Annotated in this window: 14 protein-coding genes and 1 pseudogene; 8 read left to right on the forward strand and 7 right to left on the reverse strand. The window is 44.1% G+C overall.

Going from position 1 to position 19,631, the window contains the following annotated elements; translation table 11 throughout:
• The first annotated feature begins 76 nt into the window (after nt 1-76).
• Both H6F77_RS12860 and H6F77_RS12865 read left to right on the forward strand, forming a co-directional pair.
• Nucleotides 77-988 carry a vWA domain-containing protein gene (locus H6F77_RS12860; protein WP_190489086.1) on the forward strand — a complete coding sequence of 304 codons (912 nt, stop codon included), beginning with the start codon at nt 77-79 and terminating at the stop codon, nt 986-988.
• Between the two features lie 70 nt (nt 989-1,058).
• Nucleotides 1,059-4,367, forward strand: a complete 3,309-nt coding sequence (locus tag H6F77_RS12865; RefSeq protein ID WP_199321310.1) for a tubulin-like doman-containing protein — start codon at nt 1,059-1,061, stop codon at nt 4,365-4,367.
• A 40-nt stretch (nt 4,368-4,407) separates the two neighbouring features.
• Here the strand turns inward: H6F77_RS12865 and H6F77_RS12870 are convergent, their stop codons facing one another.
• From H6F77_RS12870 to H6F77_RS27880, 5 genes and pseudogenes are all read right to left on the reverse strand, one after another.
• A complete protein-coding gene (locus H6F77_RS12870) occupies nt 4,408-4,980 on the reverse strand; it encodes a Uma2 family endonuclease (protein WP_190489087.1) in 573 nt (190 codons plus the stop codon).
• Between the two features lie 127 nt (nt 4,981-5,107).
• Nucleotides 5,108-7,225, reverse strand: a complete 2,118-nt coding sequence (locus tag H6F77_RS12875) for an ATP-binding protein (RefSeq protein ID WP_190489089.1) — start codon at nt 7,223-7,225, stop codon at nt 5,108-5,110.
• Between the two features lie 268 nt (nt 7,226-7,493).
• On the reverse strand, nt 7,494-11,597 hold the full coding sequence (locus H6F77_RS12880; RefSeq protein WP_190489091.1) for a PAS domain S-box protein: 4,104 nt from the start codon (nt 11,595-11,597) through the stop codon (nt 7,494-7,496).
• 511 nt (nt 11,598-12,108) lie between these two features.
• Nucleotides 12,109-12,765, reverse strand: coding sequence for a solute symporter family protein (locus H6F77_RS27390; RefSeq protein ID WP_242022127.1), 657 nt, complete (start codon nt 12,763-12,765; stop codon nt 12,109-12,111).
• Between the two features lie 59 nt (nt 12,766-12,824).
• Nucleotides 12,825-13,127 (reverse strand): annotated as a pseudogene (locus H6F77_RS27880) (sodium:solute symporter family transporter); the annotation flags it as partial.
• A gap of 164 nt (nt 13,128-13,291) precedes the next feature.
• Here H6F77_RS27880 and H6F77_RS12890 point away from each other — a divergent pair.
• Nucleotides 13,292-14,065, forward strand: a complete 774-nt coding sequence (locus H6F77_RS12890; RefSeq protein ID WP_190489093.1) for a hypothetical protein — start codon at nt 13,292-13,294, stop codon at nt 14,063-14,065.
• A 269-nt stretch (nt 14,066-14,334) separates the two neighbouring features.
• Here H6F77_RS12890 and H6F77_RS12895 read toward each other — a convergent pair whose 3' ends face one another.
• Nucleotides 14,335-14,508 (reverse strand): hypothetical protein, encoded by a 174-nt coding sequence (locus H6F77_RS12895; RefSeq protein WP_190489095.1) that lies wholly within the window; start codon nt 14,506-14,508, stop codon nt 14,335-14,337.
• A 272-nt stretch (nt 14,509-14,780) separates the two neighbouring features.
• Between H6F77_RS12895 and H6F77_RS12900 the strand changes: the two genes are divergently transcribed.
• The 3 genes from H6F77_RS12900 (at nt 14,781) to H6F77_RS27400 (ending at nt 18,038) form a co-directional block, all read left to right on the forward strand.
• Nucleotides 14,781-14,951: a hypothetical protein gene (locus tag H6F77_RS12900; protein WP_190489097.1), complete on the forward strand. Its 171-nt coding sequence runs from the start codon at nt 14,781-14,783 to the stop codon at nt 14,949-14,951.
• Nucleotides 14,952-15,041: 90 nt separating this feature from the next.
• Nucleotides 15,042-17,498: a GH116 family glycosyl hydrolase gene (locus tag H6F77_RS12905; protein WP_190489098.1), complete on the forward strand. Its 2,457-nt coding sequence runs from the start codon at nt 15,042-15,044 to the stop codon at nt 17,496-17,498.
• A gap of 294 nt (nt 17,499-17,792) precedes the next feature.
• Complete coding sequence (locus H6F77_RS27400) at nt 17,793-18,038, forward strand: hypothetical protein (protein WP_199321312.1); 246 nt, start codon at nt 17,793-17,795, stop codon at nt 18,036-18,038.
• A gap of 491 nt (nt 18,039-18,529) precedes the next feature.
• Here the strand turns inward: H6F77_RS27400 and H6F77_RS12915 are convergent, their stop codons facing one another.
• Nucleotides 18,530-18,964, reverse strand: coding sequence for a fibronectin type III domain-containing protein (locus H6F77_RS12915; protein ID WP_190489100.1), 435 nt, complete (start codon nt 18,962-18,964; stop codon nt 18,530-18,532).
• 236 nt (nt 18,965-19,200) lie between these two features.
• Between H6F77_RS12915 and H6F77_RS12920 the strand changes: the two genes are divergently transcribed.
• Together H6F77_RS12920 and H6F77_RS12925 are read left to right on the forward strand one after the other, a co-directional pair.
• On the forward strand, nt 19,201-19,362 hold the full coding sequence (locus H6F77_RS12920) for a hypothetical protein (protein WP_190489102.1): 162 nt from the start codon (nt 19,201-19,203) through the stop codon (nt 19,360-19,362).
• A 10-nt stretch (nt 19,363-19,372) separates the two neighbouring features.
• Nucleotides 19,373-19,552, forward strand: coding sequence for a hypothetical protein (locus tag H6F77_RS12925; protein ID WP_190489104.1), 180 nt, complete (start codon nt 19,373-19,375; stop codon nt 19,550-19,552).
• Nucleotides 19,553-19,631 lie beyond the last annotated feature (79 nt).

Here is a 19,631-nt window from a genome sequence, read left to right on the forward strand (position 1 = left end):
TAAATTGCGTGTATCGGCGGTTAAATAACTTAATATCCTAGTAGCAAAGTTGTTAAAAAACTTCAGGATTAGCCTCGTGAGTATTTCTCGTCGCAGTCTGTGGGTCTATCCGCTGTTTCAGATTCCGTTGATGTGCATGGCAGGTTGTTTAGTTGCAGCAGCTTTGTTTTGGCTGTTGGGATTGGGTAGACCGCCAGTAGCAGTAGCGATCGCGATCGATCTCAGTTCCAGCACCTATGGAGCGAGTTTTAACTATCCCGGCAGCGTCATGTATCAAGAAGTCGAAGCCGTGAAAGCATATCTGAAACAAAACTCCCAACAGTTGCAAATTGGCAACCAAAACCAGATTCAAGTTTTTGGGTTTGGGGGTCTAGTGGTACCCCTTACGAATGGTTTTAAAACTGACAGCGAACGGGTAGAAACTGAATTAACCCAAGTATTACAAAGTCCTGACCTTCCCCAGAGAGTAGCCTCAAGCACAACAAACATTAATCTAGCAATTCAAAAAACTACAGAAGCTCTCAGCCGCACTCAAAACTACTGCCGCGAGTTACTGCTAGTTACCGATGGCGAAGCATCAGTATCGCCGCCCATTATCGCCGAGGCAAAGAAGAAGAGAGTTAGGATCAATGTAGCGATCGTGGGAGCAGAAGCGCCGCAACTGAAAGCCGCTGCCACAACAACTAAAGGTATTTATGTATCTGGTGATGTGAATAATCTAGAAGCGTTCTTTACCAACCAATTTTTTACCCGTTTTAACAGTAATATTAAATGGATTATTTTCTGGCTGAGCGGCGCTTGGATTGCTTTAATGTGGTTGCTAACGCTGCCACTAGATCGGTGGGTATTTCAAGGGTTTTTTAAGCTGGAAATGCCTCTCGCCGGACAACTTTCCCTTGGAAATGCCTTTTTTTGGAGCGCTTTAACACCGATTTTAGTTTGGCAATTTTTACGTGCCATAAATTTACCCTTTTTCTCAGCGTGTTGACCAAGTTATGTAGCCCGGCACTGCCCACCAATTATATTAATAGCGTTTCTACTTATAAAAGGAGAACATCATGGCAGCAGTAGAAGAAAAAACTATGGTTCCCACTGTATTGGTGGGTATCGGTGGAACTGGACATGAAGTGTTAGCACGGGTGCGCCGTTTAGTGGAAGAAACCTATGGCAGCCTCAAAAATTTTCCTATTATAAGTTTCTTAGTTATTGATACAGACCGCGATTACAAAGTTAGCAATCCAGAGGCTGCGGGTTCTCCTTTAAAAGATAACGAGAGACACTGGGCAAGTGTTACGGGGAAGGAATCTAGAAACATGGTTTCTAACATGAGCAATTTCCCCTGGATTGATAGCTGGTTTCCCAGAGAATTAGAACGAAATTTGGGCGCTTTGGAGGCTGGCGCTGGTCAAATTCGTGCCTGCGGTCGATTTGCTTTCTTTTGCAATTATCACGCAATTCAGCAGAAGTTTAGCGAAGCCTGCAAGCGGATTAAAGGACGCGAAAATTTCATGCTGGATCGCTATGGAATAAAGGTAAGCAGCACTGGTTTAAACGTATTTGTCGCTGGTTCTCTTTCGGGCGGTACGGGTAGCGGGATGCTGATAGATATAGGTTATTGCATCCGCCACTGGTTGCGGGGTGAAGCTAGCCCGTTGGTGACAGCAATAGTGCCGATGCCTAATGCTTTTGCGGGGATTAATGTGGGCGATCGCGTCCTCGCTAATGGCTACGCTGCACTCATGGAATTGAGCTATTATTCCGACTATCGCACTGAGTATTTATCTCAATTTAGCGGTCAAGGTGTCGATGAAGTTCGTACCTCGCAAGCACCTTTTGATTTTACTTATTTGGTAGGTACTAAGAATGGTGACAGCGAGTTTAAACTCGACCAACTGCGAGAATTAATTGCACAAAATATATTTTTAGATCTTACTTCTGATTTCTCTCCGCACAAGCGATCTATTCGAGATAATATTAAATCGGCGTGGGCTTCGCAAGACCCAGGCGGACGCGGTTATCCTAAGAATTTTATGAGCTTTGGACTCGCTACGGTTGAGATTCCTCTTGCTCAAATTCGCACGTCTTTATCTAATCGAATTGCTACAGATTTAGTTAGTTGGTGGCTGAATGAATCCGTGCAATTACCCCCTAATGTTTTTGAACTGGTGCAAACAGATATTCTTAAACGGATGCGCCTAACTGAAGGGGAAATTTTAGCAGATTTATCTTCAGCAGGTGATAAGTCTTATGTGGCTGAAATAGCTAACTGGATTAACAGCATCCGCAATGAAGTAGCAACGGACAATAAATTGCAATGCACTCAGCAAAGCTTGAATATGTTGGGTGCGGAGAAAGGCAAAATTTTAGAATTTGTGGATGTCTACCTGAAGCCAAAGGTGGACGAGTATCGCGCCAACCACATGCGGGAGTTAAGTCCTGATGAGCGATCGCACGGTGATTTCCTGCAAAAGATGTATGACAACCGCAATAGGATTATCCAACAAGGGAGGAAATCGCTAGAGGCGGAGTTTTACAATATCATGCGCGATCGCAATCGAGGGCCAAAATTTGCCGATGCTTTCATTACGGCGGTGCGCCAGTTATTTACTAATGCTGCTGAAAAGTTTCGCCGCGAATCGGAGAAAATTTGGCAACCAAAAGAAAGCTCCCGCCAGCAAGAATACGAAAAGTCGCTGCAAGACATTACTCATTTTAAAGCTTCATTTGGCATATCCAAACAAGCCAAAATGGAAGAATATTGCGATCGCGCTTTGCAAGGTTTAGAAGGTAGCCTGGTTGCTACAATTCAGCGCAAAGCGAGAGGCTTGGCGCTGGAAGCGATAACCAGAATGGAAGAACATCTAGAAATTTTGGAGCGCCGTTTAGCGCGGTTGAACCAAAAATTGCGCCAACTCCGCGATGAATTTAAACAACAAGCAGATCGCCAAGCTGCTAGCGCTGACGCATTGGTAATTAATGGAATTAAGCTCTACGACAGACAAGAACTTAATCGGTTATATCAAGATTTGATCGAGCAGCTAGCGGGTGCGTCAGAAGGTAGCAAAAGCCGTTACGAGTTGGGTTTGGATCAAATTTGCAGCACCATGTCGGAAGATGTTTTAAGAGATGCTAGTCCTCTGTGGAAAGAGACTCGCGCCGCTGGTGAAGTGATGCAGTTATTTGATTTAACTCAGCTAGCGGAAGTGCAGGATGAAGACTTCAAAGAAATTATTGCTGACAAAGCAAAAGGCGTGGTGGAAAAAGCGCCAGAAAGCAGCTATTTTAAGCGAGAATTGGCAGCAAGCGATCGCATCTTTAAAGTCTTCCAAAACGACCAAGATGCCATCCGCAACAATATCCGCATCGCCCACCAAAAATCGCAGCCGCTAATTTTATTGTCCCGCGAAGTTCTCACAGGACAAGATGCAGGGTTTACACCAGCAAATAATACGAAAGTTGCCCTCTTGGGTGGACGAAATACCAGCGATCCTGCCGCGCAGAAACTAATACCTTTGATCCAAGAATTTGTGGGAAGCGACGACGCTATTACTCCCCTTGGACAACAAGAACGCCACCGTATTGTATTTGTTCAAGAGAAAGGCGGATTTTCCCTTCGCTGTATTGATGGAATGCCAGATTTACGGCAATCTTACCAAGATTGGAAGGGACAAATAATCGCTGCGAAACGAGCGCGATTGAGAGGAGAAAGCCGCGATCTTCCTATCCCCGTCCACATTCAAAAAGAGCCGCCGTTTTGGGATTTGTTTCCAGAGAATCCAGCTATTTTTAACTTAGTGGTGCAAGCAAGAGCCTTGGGCGTACTGCGTCTGGAAGAAAATCGCAGTCTTAAAGAAACCTTGGTGCGGTATACTCGCGCAACTGCAATTGACTCTGAAAATGTAGATATTGCTTCTAGTTGGGAAGAAGCGGTTCAAGTGCTAGAAATTCCTACTTGTCGATCGGATCGAGAAGAAATTCAACGTCAGGTGACGGCAAAGTTTAATGAAGCCGAAACGGAACAACAAAAACGGGCTTTATACAATCAGTTGATCGCATATCTCAGACAGCGGGAAACAGCGCTGGAAAAAGAAGGAGGTAAGGATAGTTTAAGTTACAAACGCGAGTACAGAATTATTTTGGATGTCATCAATACGCGCAAGTTAAATGTGGGTGAAAGTAAGGATGCTAATGTAGCAGCACCAACAGTAGAAATTATCGATCGTACTGCACAACCTCCACAAAATAATGGTGGTGGTGTTGCTGCGCCTCCTCGCACTCATGTTTTTTGTACCAGTTGCGGTACTAAAAATCCAGCTAATTCTAAGTTCTGTTCTAGCTGCGGCACGAAACTTATTCAAATAACCTAATTCGTGATGTATGGTGGGCAATGCCCACCTATTTCCCCGCTCATATAATCCCAGGAACTTTTTGATATATTGAGCTAATTGGACACCTAAAATCCACGCTAGCTAAATATACTTCATCCCCAGAAACGTAAGTTTCAGACACCCATTTGCCCTCTTCATTGAGACGAAAACACTCAACTTTCATCTCCGATTGACTTACTAACACATATTCTCGTAGGGTCTCTAATGTTTGGTAGTCAGCAAACTTCTCACCTCTGTCGAAAGCTGCTGTCGAGTTAGATAAAACTTCAATTACTAAAGATGGGTAGAGTATAAAATCTTCAGTAGAAGTTCTCTCCCGTTCATCACAAGTTACCGTTACATCGGGATAGTAAAAGCAATCAGCAGCTTCAATTCTGACTTTTATATCTGACGATAGAACAACGCAGTTGCTATCATTGAGATGATTCCCCAACCGCCTTACTAAGTTGCTAGCGATAATTACATGGGGCTTTTTTGCCCCGCCCATTGCATAGACTTGTCCTCGTCGGTACTCGTGTTTTATGGGGCTTACTCGCTCACCTTCTAGATAATCTTCTACTGACACGTAGAAATAATTTTTAGTAACAGTCATTTGGAGTTACTCCTTGCAGGCTGCCGCATATTCAGCTTTTTTATAAATTATAACTTGTCAGCGATCGCGCCCCAATTATGCACTTATTTCTAATAAAATAAAGCGCGATCGCGTATTTCAAAATCCGCTAAATAACCAGAGGTAGACTAACTATAAACGTTGTTTTCCCATTTCTGCTCTCTACCCGAACATCCCCATCCAAACGTCTAGCTAATTTCTTAACTAAAGCCAGCCCCAAACCCGTACCGCTATAATTCCAGGGATTTGGGTAGGGTATTCGGTAGAACGCATCAAAGATCCGCTCTTGTTCTTCAAATGGAATTTCAATACCCGTATTGCTAACTTTAAATATTAATTGATCTGCCTCAATTTCAACACTCACCGAAATGTGTTGGTTTGGTGGTGTGAATTTACATGCATTGTTGAGTAATTCGGTAATAATTCGCTCTATGCTAGGTAAATGCGGGGCTACAATTGGTAGTTGAGGTAAAATCTCATAAGTCATGGTTAGCCTTTGCTGAGCTGTCTGTACTGCAAAACGGTTCAGTATCCAAGGCAGCCATTCTTGAAAGTTAATCAAGCTTAAAGATAAATTTTCTGTTGATGCTTCATCGCTCTGAAAGTTAAGTAAATCATTAACCAAAGTTAACTCTTGTTGGCATTCTTCTTGCAAAATATGCAGATACTGATCCAGCCTTGACCAGAGCAAATTTTTATTCTGTAATTCTTCTTGCGACTTATCAGCAATTTTAATGCTGCGGATGATTATAGAGAGCATTTCTATGGCCATTTTCATATTAGCCAAAGGAGTACGCAGCTCGTGGGACACTGAACTGATGAAGTCATACTTAAGATTGTTTAGCAATTCCAATTCTCCCATATGCGCTTGAGCCGCTTGTTGAAGGCAGGTTTGCCGCATGGCTGCGGACGTTTGCTCAAGCGCTTGAGACACTAACTCGGCTTGCGATTGAGACCAAGGTAGTTTGCCAGAAGTGACAATTGCCACCTCGCCAATAACTTGATCGTCGTTGCAAATTGGACAGACTAAAAGCTGGCTTGTGCTAGTAAGAAAAGATTGGTAGGCTTCTGGTAAAATTTCTCGCGGTGGCGACAGCCAGCATTGTTTCTGGAACAGATGCAAATAGAAGTAGGGGTAACATTGCAGATTAATTTTGGTGTCGCTTGCCTTTAGATGCTCTATATCGCTGCTGATGTATTCGCAGGTAATTGTGGCGATCGCGTATTCCTCATCATACATAGCCACCCAGCACCAATCAGCTTCTAGAGCGCGTCCCAATTCCTCGATGGTTAGTTGCAAAATCTGGTGTCTATCCAGGCTCTCATCCGCTCTATCGGTAATGCGTTTTATTACCTGAGTTATCGCCAGCGCCTGTTCTAATTGCCTCGTCCGTTCCCTGAGTTGAGCGAGCAAAGTTAACTGGTAATCCTCCAGAATATTGTTCCGTTGCTCTAATTTTGCTTTTTCCTGAGTTTGCGGGGTGATATCTTTGAAAATTACAATACTGCCAATCACTTCGCCGAGATCGTTCTTTATTGGCGCAGCCGTGTCCCCAACTGGTCTTTCTATACCGTTTTTGGCACGAAGCAGGCAACGCTCTGGCAAACTCACAGCAGCATTCAATCGCATTGCTCGCATCCCAGGATTTTCGATTGCTTGGCGGGTTTCTTCACTTACTAGCGTAAAAACTTTGTTGACATCCTCACCTATAGCTTCTTGCCGTTGCCAACCTGTGAGGGCTTCCGCCACTGGATTTATAAAAGTAATACTTCCATTTACATCAGTAGCAATGGTGCCGTCGCCAATACTCGTTAGCGTGGTAGCAAGCCACTGTTTAGTTGCTTTTAAATTCTGCTCTCGCTGATGTCGCCGCAGGGCAACCAGTATGGTTGTATGTAATTCTTTCTCTTGAAAGGGTTTAACTAAATAACCAAACGGATCTGTTGTAGTAGCTCGCTGCAATGTACGTTCGTCAGCATGGGCTGTTAAATAAACTATGGGAATGCTTAAGCTGTTGTATATTTTTTCAGCCGCCCCCACACCATCCATATCTCCTTCTAACTGAACATCCATCAACACTAGCTCCGGTTTTGTTTCCGCTGCTAGTTCGATGGCTTCAGCTCCAGAATTCGCTACTCCTACAACTGTGTGTTGTAAATTTTCTAGAGATTCTTGTATATGCCAAGCAACAACACTTTCATCTTCAACAATTAATATTTTTGCCATAGTTATATTTTTTGTATTTAACCTTTTTTATATAGAAGAATGTATTTCAGCATACAAAAAAACTGTATTTTATAATTTCCAGGTTATAAAATACAGTTTTAAAAAATTCTGTACCCTTCATTCTAGTAAGGAAAACGCCTGTAGTTTCAATTATTGATAATTTTTAACACTTTCTTTAGAATTGGTGAGGGTCGTGGCAAGCAGTTGCCATAACTGACTATCTACCCAAAGTCAGGATTATTCCTTATATATAAGGAATAATCCTAAATTAATTGCTCTGCAACCCTGCAACAAAGACAATTTTAAAGGCACACCCATTACTTTGAACTATTTCAAGCGTTCCTTTTAGTTGCTTTACTAAAGTCATAACTAGCTTCAGTCCCATTGATTGCGTCTTGTGTATGTCAAAATCGGCAGGTAAGCTGTTACCGTCGTTAGCAACGGTCAGGGTAAATTTGCCGTCAAGGTTCGCATCAAGGCTAATAATGATTTCCCCTTTTTTACCATCTGAGAAGCCATGTTTTAAGGCATTGGTAATCAGTTCATTTAAAATCAAACCACAGGGAATAGCTTTATCCAGACTAACGGAAACATCGCCATTCACATTTACTCGTAGGGCGATCGCGTTGTGATGGACTTTGTAACTAGCCAACAAATTAGCTGCCAAAGTTTGAATGTATTGGACAAAGTTAATTTTAGAGAAGTCTTGCGAGCCATATAAGTTTTCATGCACCAACGCCATCGAGCCTATCCGATTCTGACTGTCTTGAAGAATCTGGCGTACCTTTATATCTTCAGTTCGTCTGGATTGGAGGTAGAGCAAACTGGAAATAATTTGCAAATTATTTTTTACACGATGGTGAATTTCTTGAAGTAGAGCGTCTTTTTCTCTTAAAGATGCTTTAATTTTTTCTTCTGCTTGTTTTTGCTCTGTAATGTCCCTCGTGATGCCTAATATAGATGCTACCGAACCATTTTGGGCAAATTCCGGGACTAGACGTGACTGATAGTATCTGCTGCCATTTGCTGAAGGCAATTTAAACTCAGCCAACCCATTCTGTCCCGTCTCAAAAATACTTTGCAGTATTTGGTTCCAGCTAGCAATGGTTTCTGCTTGCATTCCTAGCGCCTGGTGGGTTTTGCCAATGAATTCTTGGGGAGAGATTCCGGTTGCTTGCTCGATCGCCCGGTTAATGAAAACATAACGCAGATTTCTATCTATCCGAGAAATTATATCGGGAGAGTTTTCTACAATTGCTTCAAATTCTTGCTGACGTTGGCATAACATTTCTTCGGCAAGTTTGCGCTCGCTCGTATCGCGGGCAACTGCATAAATTAACCGTTCTTCTAGATACGGGACAGCAGTCCAAGCAAGCCATTTATAGGAGCCATCTTTGCAGCGGTGACGATACTCGAAATAAGTAAGGGTAATTCCAGAGGCAAGTTTACCCATTTCCGCCCTAGTGGCTTCCCTATCTAAAGGATGAACAAAATCAATTAAGGGCAGTGCTTTGAGTTCTTCAAGAGTGTAGCCAAGGGTTGTCTGCCAAGCTGGATTCAAATGAGTGAAATAACCGTCAAAAGTGCCAATCGCCAGCATATCTAAAGACAGGTTGAAAAAGCGATCGCGCTCAATTTCTGCCTGTTTGCGATCGCTGATGTCGTATATCATCCCCAAAACACACGCTTGACCGCTTAACTCAATAATTACAAAAGAAGCCACGCCATCGCGAATTGCACCGGATTTGATACGAAATTGGATTTGTAAATCGCGGACTGATTGCTGTTGTTCCAGCATTTCAATTATGCTTCTGCGATCGTCGAGGCTGAACCACTCTCCCACTTCTAAAGAAGTGTGGCCAATTACTTCTTCTCGGCTATAACCAAGTAAGTTAAGGAAAGCTTCATTGACATCTAAAAAGTACCCTCCTGGGGAAGCTGTAATTGTTAGCGCGATTGGGCTAGCACGAAAAGCCGATGCGAATCTTTCTTCACTTTCGCGCAATGCAACTTCAGCAGCTTTGCGATCGCTGATATCGATGTCAACGCAAGTGCAAATCCAGCAATTTGCTACCTCATCCCATCGCGAGAGCAAAGTTCCTGAAATCCAACGTATGCTGTCATCTTTGTGCCGAAATCGATACTCGTACTCTATAGCGCAGCAAGCAAAAATGTCTTCAAAGGCTGGCTGGATGATATTCTGCCAATCTTCAGGCAGAACGCGGGATACCCAAAGACTTTTATCAGCCATCAATTCTGCTGCTGTATAGCCATAAATCGCCTCGCTGCCAAATGAATAGTACTCGTATTGCCAATCTCGATTGGGGAACACACGGAAGCAGGAAATAACTGCGATCGCGCTATTCAAAATTGCGTTGAGTTTGGCTTCTGAGTCTATTAAAATATCTTCTATATGTTTCCGGTGAATAATTTCATTAGTTAATTGGATGTTGATAGTTGCTAATTCCTCAGTTCGCTCCTGCACCCGTTGCTCCAGAGAAGCATTTAAAGCGAGAATTTCTGCTTCAGCGGCTTTGCGTAAGCGAAGCTCGCCGTAGGCATCGCTGATGTCTACTGAAACTCCAATAATGCCCCACAGTTCCCCTCGTTCGTTGTAAATGGGTGAATCAATCGCTATTATTGGAAACGTCGTACCGTCCCTTCGCCGCACCAAAAATTCCCCCGACCAGCTTTCTCCCCTTTGCAAGCAAGACATAATTTCAACGGCTTGTTCTCTTGTGGCTTCGGCTGGATTGACATTTACGATCGCGCAACCCAATACTTCTGATGCAGACCAACCAAACATAACTTCTGCATATCGATTCCAGTAGATAATCTTGCCTTCTAAATCCGTCGCAATTAAAGCCTGTTCTATTGCTTCGAGCAACCGCGATTGAAACCAAATTTTTTCCTCTGCCTGCTTGCGCTCGGTAATATCGATTGCTGCTCCGACAATTTGTTGCGGCAATCCTTGGGCATTTCTAGCAAACACCACTTCTCGGCTGAAAAGCCAGCGCCATTCGCCGTTGGCGTGTCGCATCCGGTACTCTAGTTCTAAGATTTCACCCTCTTTGCTTGAAGCAAAGCGACTAATATTTTCACCTGATTTTGCGCTATCTTCCGGGTGAAGTATGGTTGGGAGAAGGTCGTCTCCCATGGCGATCGCTTCTTCCGGCGAATAGCCCAAAATTTTAATTAGCTGTTGATTTGAATAAATATTTCGCTGTTCGCTCAAGTCGTAGATATATAAAATTGCTGGCGTTGTTTCCGCTATTTGATCGATTAATCGCTGCTGCTTTAAAATATTTTCCTCGGCTCGTTTGCGCTCAGTAATATCAGTGATAACCGAACTAAATCCAATTACTTGCCCTCCAGCATCGCGTTTGTAGTTCCAATCAACCTGGACATCAATTAAATTTCCATCCTTAGTTAGGTTCTTTCCAAAGTAGGAAGTAGGTGCAGGCTGCTCTCGCAGTATCAATGTTATATAATCCAAAAAATTGCTGCGATCTGAAGTGGCGATCGAGTCTAATAATGGCTTGCCCAACAGTTCTTCTTCGGAGTAACCGAGCATTCTGTGATAAGCTGAATTACCAAATGTAATCGTACAATTTGTGTCAATTTCCTGGATGCCGTGAGGGATAGTTTCCACCAAAGTTCTATACCGCTCTTCGCTTTTTCTTAAAGCTTTCTCTGTCTGACGACGTTCTACAATTTCGGTGACTAATTCCTCATTTGCCTGCCTTAAAAAAGCCGTGCGTTCAGCTACTTTGGTTTCTAAATCTTGATTCGCTGCTTGCAAAGCAGCTTCTGTCTGCTTGCGATAGGTGATATCTCGCACTAAATAGCGAAGTTTTCTTGGTTTACTTGTCTGGTTGCGGATGTGACTCACCCGCAGGGAAGCATCAAAAGGTTCCCCACCACGCGGCTGAAGACGAACTTCCCATTCCTGTACGCCATCTAATTGTTGCAGTTGAGAGAGTTTAGTGCGAAAAACTTGACGGTCTTCCATAACTATGAATGCCGCAAGTGGTTTGTGCAGCAAAAAATTTGGTGCAACGTTCAGTAAGTTACCAGCCGCGAGGTTTGCTTCCTGGATGTTGCCGTTTTCATCAGTCACTAGGTAGCCATCTGGGGCAAATGCAAATAAGTCTTGATAGCGCTGGCGTTCTGCTTCCAGTTGTTGGCGATTAGCTGCTAGTTCCTCGACAACAATATGCTGTTCTTCTAAGGTGATTTCAAATGCATCTAAAACTTGTGTCATAAGTTCAGATTGCGGCTGTGTCTGAGGTAATTCACCCGCGCTACGCTTTAATAAAGTGAGGCGATCGTGCTGAGATTCTAGTAGCTTAAAAACTTCTTTCTGATTCATCTGCAACCCTCTTTGGTACAGCTAACTCTTCTCAGTCATAACTTAAATTCCTATTTAACTCAAGTTGCTAGTAGTTTACAAGGCCACAATTGATAAATTGGCTCTAAAAATTTCCTGCTGCGTAAGTTCTAAATGAAATCCCCTCCAGACGTAAGTTTGGAAAGGCTGGTTTTTCGTACTTAGCTGCTAGGTAGATTAGTTAGCGCGATCGCCCAGCTTAGATAGTATTTCCTTGCAATTTTTTATAGATAATGGCTCTTAAATCTCAATTTATAGAGCTAGCCCATGTTTATTACTATTTTCTTGGCTGAAAAGAGGTTTTTTAGAAAAAATATGCCAATAATTGTAATTATTTCAACCTGGTTCGCTTCACCTAAAAAAAAGATTGATTCGCATTTATTCAGAATAGTCATGCTAACAAACCAGATGTTTATTGCTTTGGAAAGAGGCACTCGCTCTCAAATTTTTGGTTCGGTGGGTTGCGCTGTCGCTAACCCACCCTACGAAACTGCTACAAAGTTTCAGAACCCATGTGAATTCGGTCTTCCACAAGCGCAAACTTCTCAACAGCTAGCCGTTCCGGACTCAGAAGAGAAACCGCAATCCCCACTATAAAAGAAAGCGGAATAGTTGCCAATCCTGGGTTCTTTAGGGGGAAAATTGGAGCCGCATTGTTAAGGATATCCACCTGTATAGTTGGCGACAGATAAATCAGCACCAACGCAGATATCGTACCCACAACCATGCTCGCCACCGCACCCTTAGTAGTGAAGCGTCGCCACACCATAGAGAGAAGCAAAGCTGGGAAATTGGCAGAAGCAGCGATCGCAAACGCCAAACCCACCATATACGCCACATTCTGCCCCTTAAACAAAATCCCCAACACGATCGCTAGGATACCCAGCAGCATTGTCGCACCGCGAGCCACTTTAAGTTGTTCCGACTCATCAGCTTCACCGCCCCGCACCACATTCACCCACAAATCGTGAGATAATGCTGCCGCTCCAGAGAGCGTCAACCCAGCCACAACCGCCAGGATAGTAGCAAACGAGACTGCGGCAATAAAGCCCAGAAACGCATCGCCGCCCAAAACTTCTGCCAACATCGGCGCAGCCATATTGCCACCTTTGTCAATCTGCTTGATGGCATCTTGCCCAACCAACACCATCGCCCCAAAGCCCAAAATGAAGGTGAGCAGGTAAAAGAAGCCAATGAAGACGGGGTCGCATACATCACCGAGTTGCGAGCTGCCTTGGCATCCCGTACAGTGTAAAAGCGCATCAAAATGTGGGGAAGTCCCGCAGTACCGAACATGAGCGACATCCCTAGTGAAATTGCATCAAGGGGATCGGAAACTATGTCGCCTGGAGCCAAGACAGATGCTCCATAATTATCAGATGCGGCGGCGAAAAGTGCGATCGGGTTAAAGCCAAATGTGGATAGCACCATCATCGATAGCAAGATAGTTCCGCCCAGCAACAGCACTGCCTTGATGATTTGCACCCAAGTAGTCGCGATCGTGTTGGGGATATTGTGGGCATGGAATCTTCGCCTCTTTAGTTTTTACTGCTACATTTTTATCCCCAGCCAAGCACAGTTTTTTACAATATATGAATTTTTTCTCGATCCTAAGTGCGAGCGCACTTAGGATAAATTTATCGTGCCCAATTTCAATTTTTTCTATTTATTGACCTATGTCATCTGCGCCATCAGATTCATCATCTCCTCTGCAAGAGCCAGCCAAACAATCATCCCCGTTCGCCAAGCAGTTTCGTGAATTTATACTTACGCATGGTTTGCTAACAGGCGTCTTATTACTAGCCCTTTTTTCTAGCACCATAGCTCTTAATAAATACGGCGAAATTGTAGGCTATCGATGGTTGAAGGATTTGAAGCATGTTAATCCCGCAGCCTCGCCTAAATTGAAAGTCAAGGAGTCACAGTTTATAGAAGCGAAGACTTTAAAAGGGACAGATGCTGAAAAACAACGGATTCGAGAACAGCTACAAGAGCTAAGAGTGAGAGCTACAACTCATGTCAGTATAATGATGTACTTTTATTCGCGGTTTTTTACATCAATTTCCATAGCCTCTTGTTCAAGTGTAATCGCCGGAGTCTCTTTGTTCTTCATCAGTAAAGGTGGATGGGATAGCGCTAATAGATATGTAGTCAATATATTTATTGTGGCGTCCGGTAGTGCAGTTTATTTTGGAACCATGCCTGTAATGTACAGACAGGAGCAAAATGTTGCTGATAATAAATCGCTCTACCTGCAATATGTTGCTTTAGAAAATGAAGCCCTCAGCTACTTGGCAACTGGTGAAAATATCAATAACAAGCAGCTGGAATTAAAACGTTTTATTCACTATCTTGATGGTCAACTTGCCAAAACAAACCAATTAGCTGTTGGATTTGATGCTACCCAAATTCCTAAATATCAAGAAGTTTACAATAATTCCCAAAATTAGTTTTATACTTGGAAATTTTAACTCTCTATCTTGATGTGTAATTTCCCATCTTGGAAAATAACTCTTGTTGACAAAATTGAGATTTTAATAGTAATTGGTATCGAACCGCAGAATGCATAAATGGGATGCTCTCAAGACGAACGAACAAAAACGCATTGCCCGCAAAACGTTAAACGTTTTGCGGGCAATTAGCAATTATTTATTGATATTTATATAAAAATAATTAATTGATAAGTGGTAATCTTCCCTTAATAAGTTAAATTGTTCGATCAGCGCGTTCCTGAACCTATGCTAACTTTAGGGCCGCCCCCATCGGTTGGCTGAAACTCAATAGTTTCTAGCGAAATGTTCTTTTCCTCTGGGGTTAAGCCAACTTGAATATTTACCACCTGCACGCCAATAGCTAGAGTGAGTAAACTTGTAATTTTTAAAATATTTTTCATAAATTAATCCAGGGTTCGGGTGACGATGATTTAAATGGCTAGTGCGAGCGATTTATTGTTGAGAACATAGCTGGAAAAGGCATCTGCTTTAACTAAACTCGATTCATCTAATATGAAGGATCTATAAAGTGGACTCAGTGATAAATACTTTGGTGCCTAGTGACAATATGGTTTTTTGGCAGTGATGTAGTTTAAGAAGAAAATGTGACCAGATCCAACCGCTGCGCGATCGCGATCACAAAAAAATAACTGCTAAAAATCTCAACCTGTTTGTGGGCTTAGACTTCGGCATAGTAAGCGAAGGTGCGATCGCCTCAAACAGGCTGGCTGCTTTAGCGATCGCGTCTCACGAGAAAATGCGACCAGCTCTGGTCAAAGTGCGATCGCGATCGCAAATACACCACCAAAAATCCCAAAATGCGCCAAAGGGAGCGATCGCATAACTGCGCCATGCCCCTCGCCGCTAGCCATCAACTTAGAAACCAACCTTCTTGGATAAGATCAAGTGGGCTGCAACACTTTATGATCTGTGAATGATTAATCAACGCCCCCGCCCGGAAATTCCTCCCTATACATGGAGTCGTCCCATCGGTTTAGGATGGGAAAACCCCTACACCGTCCGATATGCCAGCAATCTAGATGATGGCCCCTGGCACGGGATGCCTCTGGGCGGCTTTGGCGCTGGTTGCATAGGGCGATCGCCGCGTGGCGATTTCAACCTGTGGCATATTGATGGCGGCGAACATATATTTCGCAGCCTCCCCGCCTGTCAGTTCAGCGTCTTTGAACGCACGCAGACAGAAGCGCAAGCTTATGCCCTTTGCACGGAACCGCCCTCGGATGGCAGCTTATCCCGATGGTTTTGGTATCCGCAGGGGGGCGGTACTTATCACGCTTTATATCCCCGCAGTTGGTTTGTCTATGAAGGGGTGTTTAAAACTCAGCTAACTTGCGAACAATATTCCCCTATCTGGGCGGGAAGTTACCAAGAAAGCTCTTACCCTGTAGCAATGTTTCACTGGACGGCTCACAACCCCACAGACGAGCCTATAACTATTAGCATTATGCTCACCTGGCAGAATACGGTGGGCTGGTTCAATAATGCAATTCAATCTCCTCAAGTGCAGGTGCGGGACGATGGTAGCCCGGTATACGAATATCAACCCAGATGGGGAGATAGCACGGGCAATTTCAATCAGTGGATTCAGGACTTCCACCGCGTAGGCTGTCTGTTCGACCGCGTGAGACTTCAGGATGAGGTCAGCGAGGGGGAAGGGCAATGGGCGATCGCCAGCGTAACTAACCCCAGCCTAGAAGTCTTCCATAACAGCCGCTGGAACCCCGTTGGCGATGGTGGAGATATTTGGGATATCTTTGCTGCTGATGGTTCTTTGCCAGATTCCGAAGATGAAACACCCGCCGATCCGGGGCAACAAATAGCAGGCGCGATCGCTATCCGTTTTACTGTTAGACCGGGCAGAACCAGGCAAATACCCTTCGTCATTGCCTGGGATTTTCCCGTTATGGAGTTCGCCTCCGGCGTCAACTATTACCGCCGCTACACTGACTTTTTTGGTCGCGGTGGCAAAAATGTCTGGCCCATAGTCCGCACGGCTCTTAAACACGATGATATGTGGAAAGAGCGGATTCAAAGCTGGCAGCAGCCAATCCTGGAACGCGAAGACCTACCAGGCTGGTTCAAGATGGCGCTGTTTAACGAGCTTTATGACCTCAGCAGCGGCGGTAGCCTCTGGACTGCGGCAGACGAACGCGATCCTATTGGCCAATTTGCCATTTTAGAGTGTTTAGATTATCGCTGGTACGAGAGCCTAGACGTGCGACTCTACGGCTCGTTTGCCCTAGCAATGCTTTGGCCAAGACTGGATAAAGCCGTTTTAGAGGCTTTTGCACGCGCAATTGCTACCAGCGACAACACACCTAGAATTATTGGCTACAATAAAGCCCCTGCAATCCGCAAACTTGCTGGCGCGACGCCCCATGATTTGGGCGCACCAAACGAGCATCCTTGGGAGAAAACTAATTACACCAGTTACCAAGATTGCAACTTGTGGAAGGATTTAGCTAGTGATTTTGTATTGCAGGTTTATCGAGATTTTGTCTTTACTGGCTCAACAGATGTTGAGTTTTTAGGCGAGTGTTGGCCAGCTATAGTGCAAGCGCTGGATTATCTGAAGACGTTCGATCTCGATGGGGATGGAATTCCGGAAAATTCCGGTGCGCCGGATCAAACGTTTGATGACTGGCAGATGCGCGGTGTTAGCGCTTATTGCGGTGGGTTGTGGTTAGCGGCTTTGGAGGCTGCGATCGCCATCGGTCAAATCTTAATTGATAGTTCAGATAATGTAGAATTGCCGTCTTTAGATTTTGCACTAGAGTCTGCTGATACCAACGACACCTCTACAATCCCCAATCCAAAATCTACTATCCAAAATGTAATTGCAACTTACGAAAGTTGGCTCGAACAATCCCGGCCAGTCTATCAAGAAAAACTGTGGAACGGTCAATACTACCGCCTCGATAGTGAAAGCGGTTCAGACGTAGTTCTGGCAGACCAACTCTGCGGACATTTCTACGCAAGTTTGCTGCAACTACCCGCTATTGTCCCGGATGAATGCGCTCGTTCTGCCATCAAAACAGTGTATGAAGCCTGCTTCTTGAACTTCCACAACGGCCAGTTTGGTGCAGCCAACGGCGTCCGACCCGATGGATCTCCAGAAAAGCCTAACGCTACCCATCCGCTAGAAGTTTGGACGGGGATTAATTTTGGAATTGCTGCCTTGATGGTACAGATGGGCATGAAAGATGAAGCGTTCCAACTGACGGAAGCAGTTGTGCGGCAAGTTTACGAAAATGGGCTGCAATTCCGCACGCCAGAAGCTATTACAGCCGTCGGGACTTTCCGCGCCAGCCACTACCTGCGGGCAATGGCGATTTGGGCAATGTACTTAGTTAACCCAGCCAAAAGTTAAAAGACAAAAGCAAGAAAAGCTATCAGCTTCAAGACTATTGGCTAGTGCTGATAGGCAAATTTAATCTGAAAAATCTTAGGAGAGACTTATAAACGATTAACCAAATCTGTAACAACCAATACCCAAAACGGGTATTTAAAATATTTAGCTAAAAATATAAATTTATCTCAATTTCGGTACAGGTATTAGGCTCAGTTCCTACCTTACCGGAAAGTTATCGAGTGAGGAAAAGATGACACTAAGCTTTATCATCAACGATATTAGTGCAAGGGCTGCGGCTTTCAGTTTGATGACTTGAACGACACCATTTTGGCCGGACATCATCAACCTTTACGGATCTGGCTCTTGTGTTTATACTTCATGGGGCTGAACCTATCGAATGAGCAAATTGCTCAACACTTGAACTTAGATAAGGATGATCTGTACCAGATGACCATTCAACTGAGGCAAGGGATTGTGGGTTGTAAACCAGAAGTTACTTTGTCTGGGAAAGTGAGTGTTACGAGGTTTACATCAGTGCAGGACACAAAGGGAACTTAGAAGCGGTGAAAAAAGAGTGCCCCTGCCCCGGGGGCAGGGGCACTCCTGAGAAAGAAAAACCGCCGATTTTTGGGATGATTCAGCGATGTCCAGAGGTGGCAATCGTCATGTTAGCAATTTGGAGCAAATAGCGATTGAACCGCCGATCAAGGCTACGGCTAGGCCGGGCAGCCTTGTCTACACCGATAAACATGCCATCTATAACCCACTGCCAGAGTGGGCTACGAACATAAGATGGGTTGTCAGGGTCGGGGCGAGTACGCCCCGACCCTGACGAAGGCAAAGATGACTTTCATTAAACCCATATTAATACGATGGAAGGGTTTTGGTCACTTTTTCGCTCTTGGTTCCGTCCGCATCGGGGTATTTCTCAACAGAAATTACCCCTCTACTTAGGTTTTTTTGAGTTGGTTTATAATACCAGAAAACGAGATAAAGCTTTATTGAAAACTCTGTTGACTTAACTCCCTCGAAGCCTTATTGAGCCAAGATTAATTGGTTTTTGCCTTTACTTCACCAATTAAAGGCGGGTTGATAGAACCATTAACGCCGTAAACAGCAAATTTATAACACTCCTTGTTTTTTAAACCTGAGATGGTTATGTAGTCTAATTTTGCAGGCGAACTATAATCTCTAGTTAATGGATTTTGTGGATACTTAGATGTAGTTTTGCATTTGTTTGCTAAATCCCAGGATTCTTTAAAGCAAACTTTTACCCTTATGAATGACTCTCCTGGAGAAGACCACTCTAATCCAACTTGGCTACTTGACGTACCTGTTACTGATACAGATCCTATACCTCTATCATTGCCTGTACACTTCGGACGAGGCCAAGCATATGCCGTAGATGTAGTAAGTACTACAGCACAGATTGCAATTGCCCCTACACGAACTTTTTGATGAATACTTGTTGACAGGTTATTCATAACCAATTACGCCCTCATTAAGCTTTACACTAACTACTCGTCAGCACAAGCAGAAATTTATGCCTGGTGTTACAAAAGTTCATATTTTATATGCTGGAAGGAATTTTCGTATTGGATTGCCCATTTAGCTCAATAGCTGTTTCAGGGAGGTGGAACACACATAGAGTTCTTGGTAGGATGCCGACAGCAGATAGAACCTGAGTCTGAGATGATCAACCTTGCTACCCTGAGCGACGATGCCAAATGTTATCAGACGGTACGCTTTTCGACGATGTGCTGATGGCGTAACCTGTCCGCGCTGTGATAGCTGGGAAGTTATCAAGCGGGAAATGATGACACTCAACCTCATTGTCAACGATATCAGTGCAAAGGCTGCTGCTTTCAGTTTGATGACTTGAAAGACACCATTTGCCTTATCTAGTAGCAACACGCATACCTGCTGGAGAGGCGTTAGCTCCGTCCTCCAACGAAGGTCGCTTCTGGCTGCACTGCGGTCAAATTCGTAAGGGAGAAAATATAGATTCGCCAGCGGTGGGAGAAAGTTGGGGCTATCCCAATACTTCTCGGTTAAGCTCTAAGCAGTGTTGAGAATGGAGAAGTTAAGATGTTCACATTGAGTTCCAGTTCCCCTATGAAATGGCTTTTTAGACGGGAACTTTGAGCGAGA

It is taken from the genome of Microcoleus sp. FACHB-831 (assembly GCF_014695585.1).
Classification (GTDB): domain Bacteria; phylum Cyanobacteriota; class Cyanobacteriia; order Cyanobacteriales; family FACHB-T130; genus FACHB-831.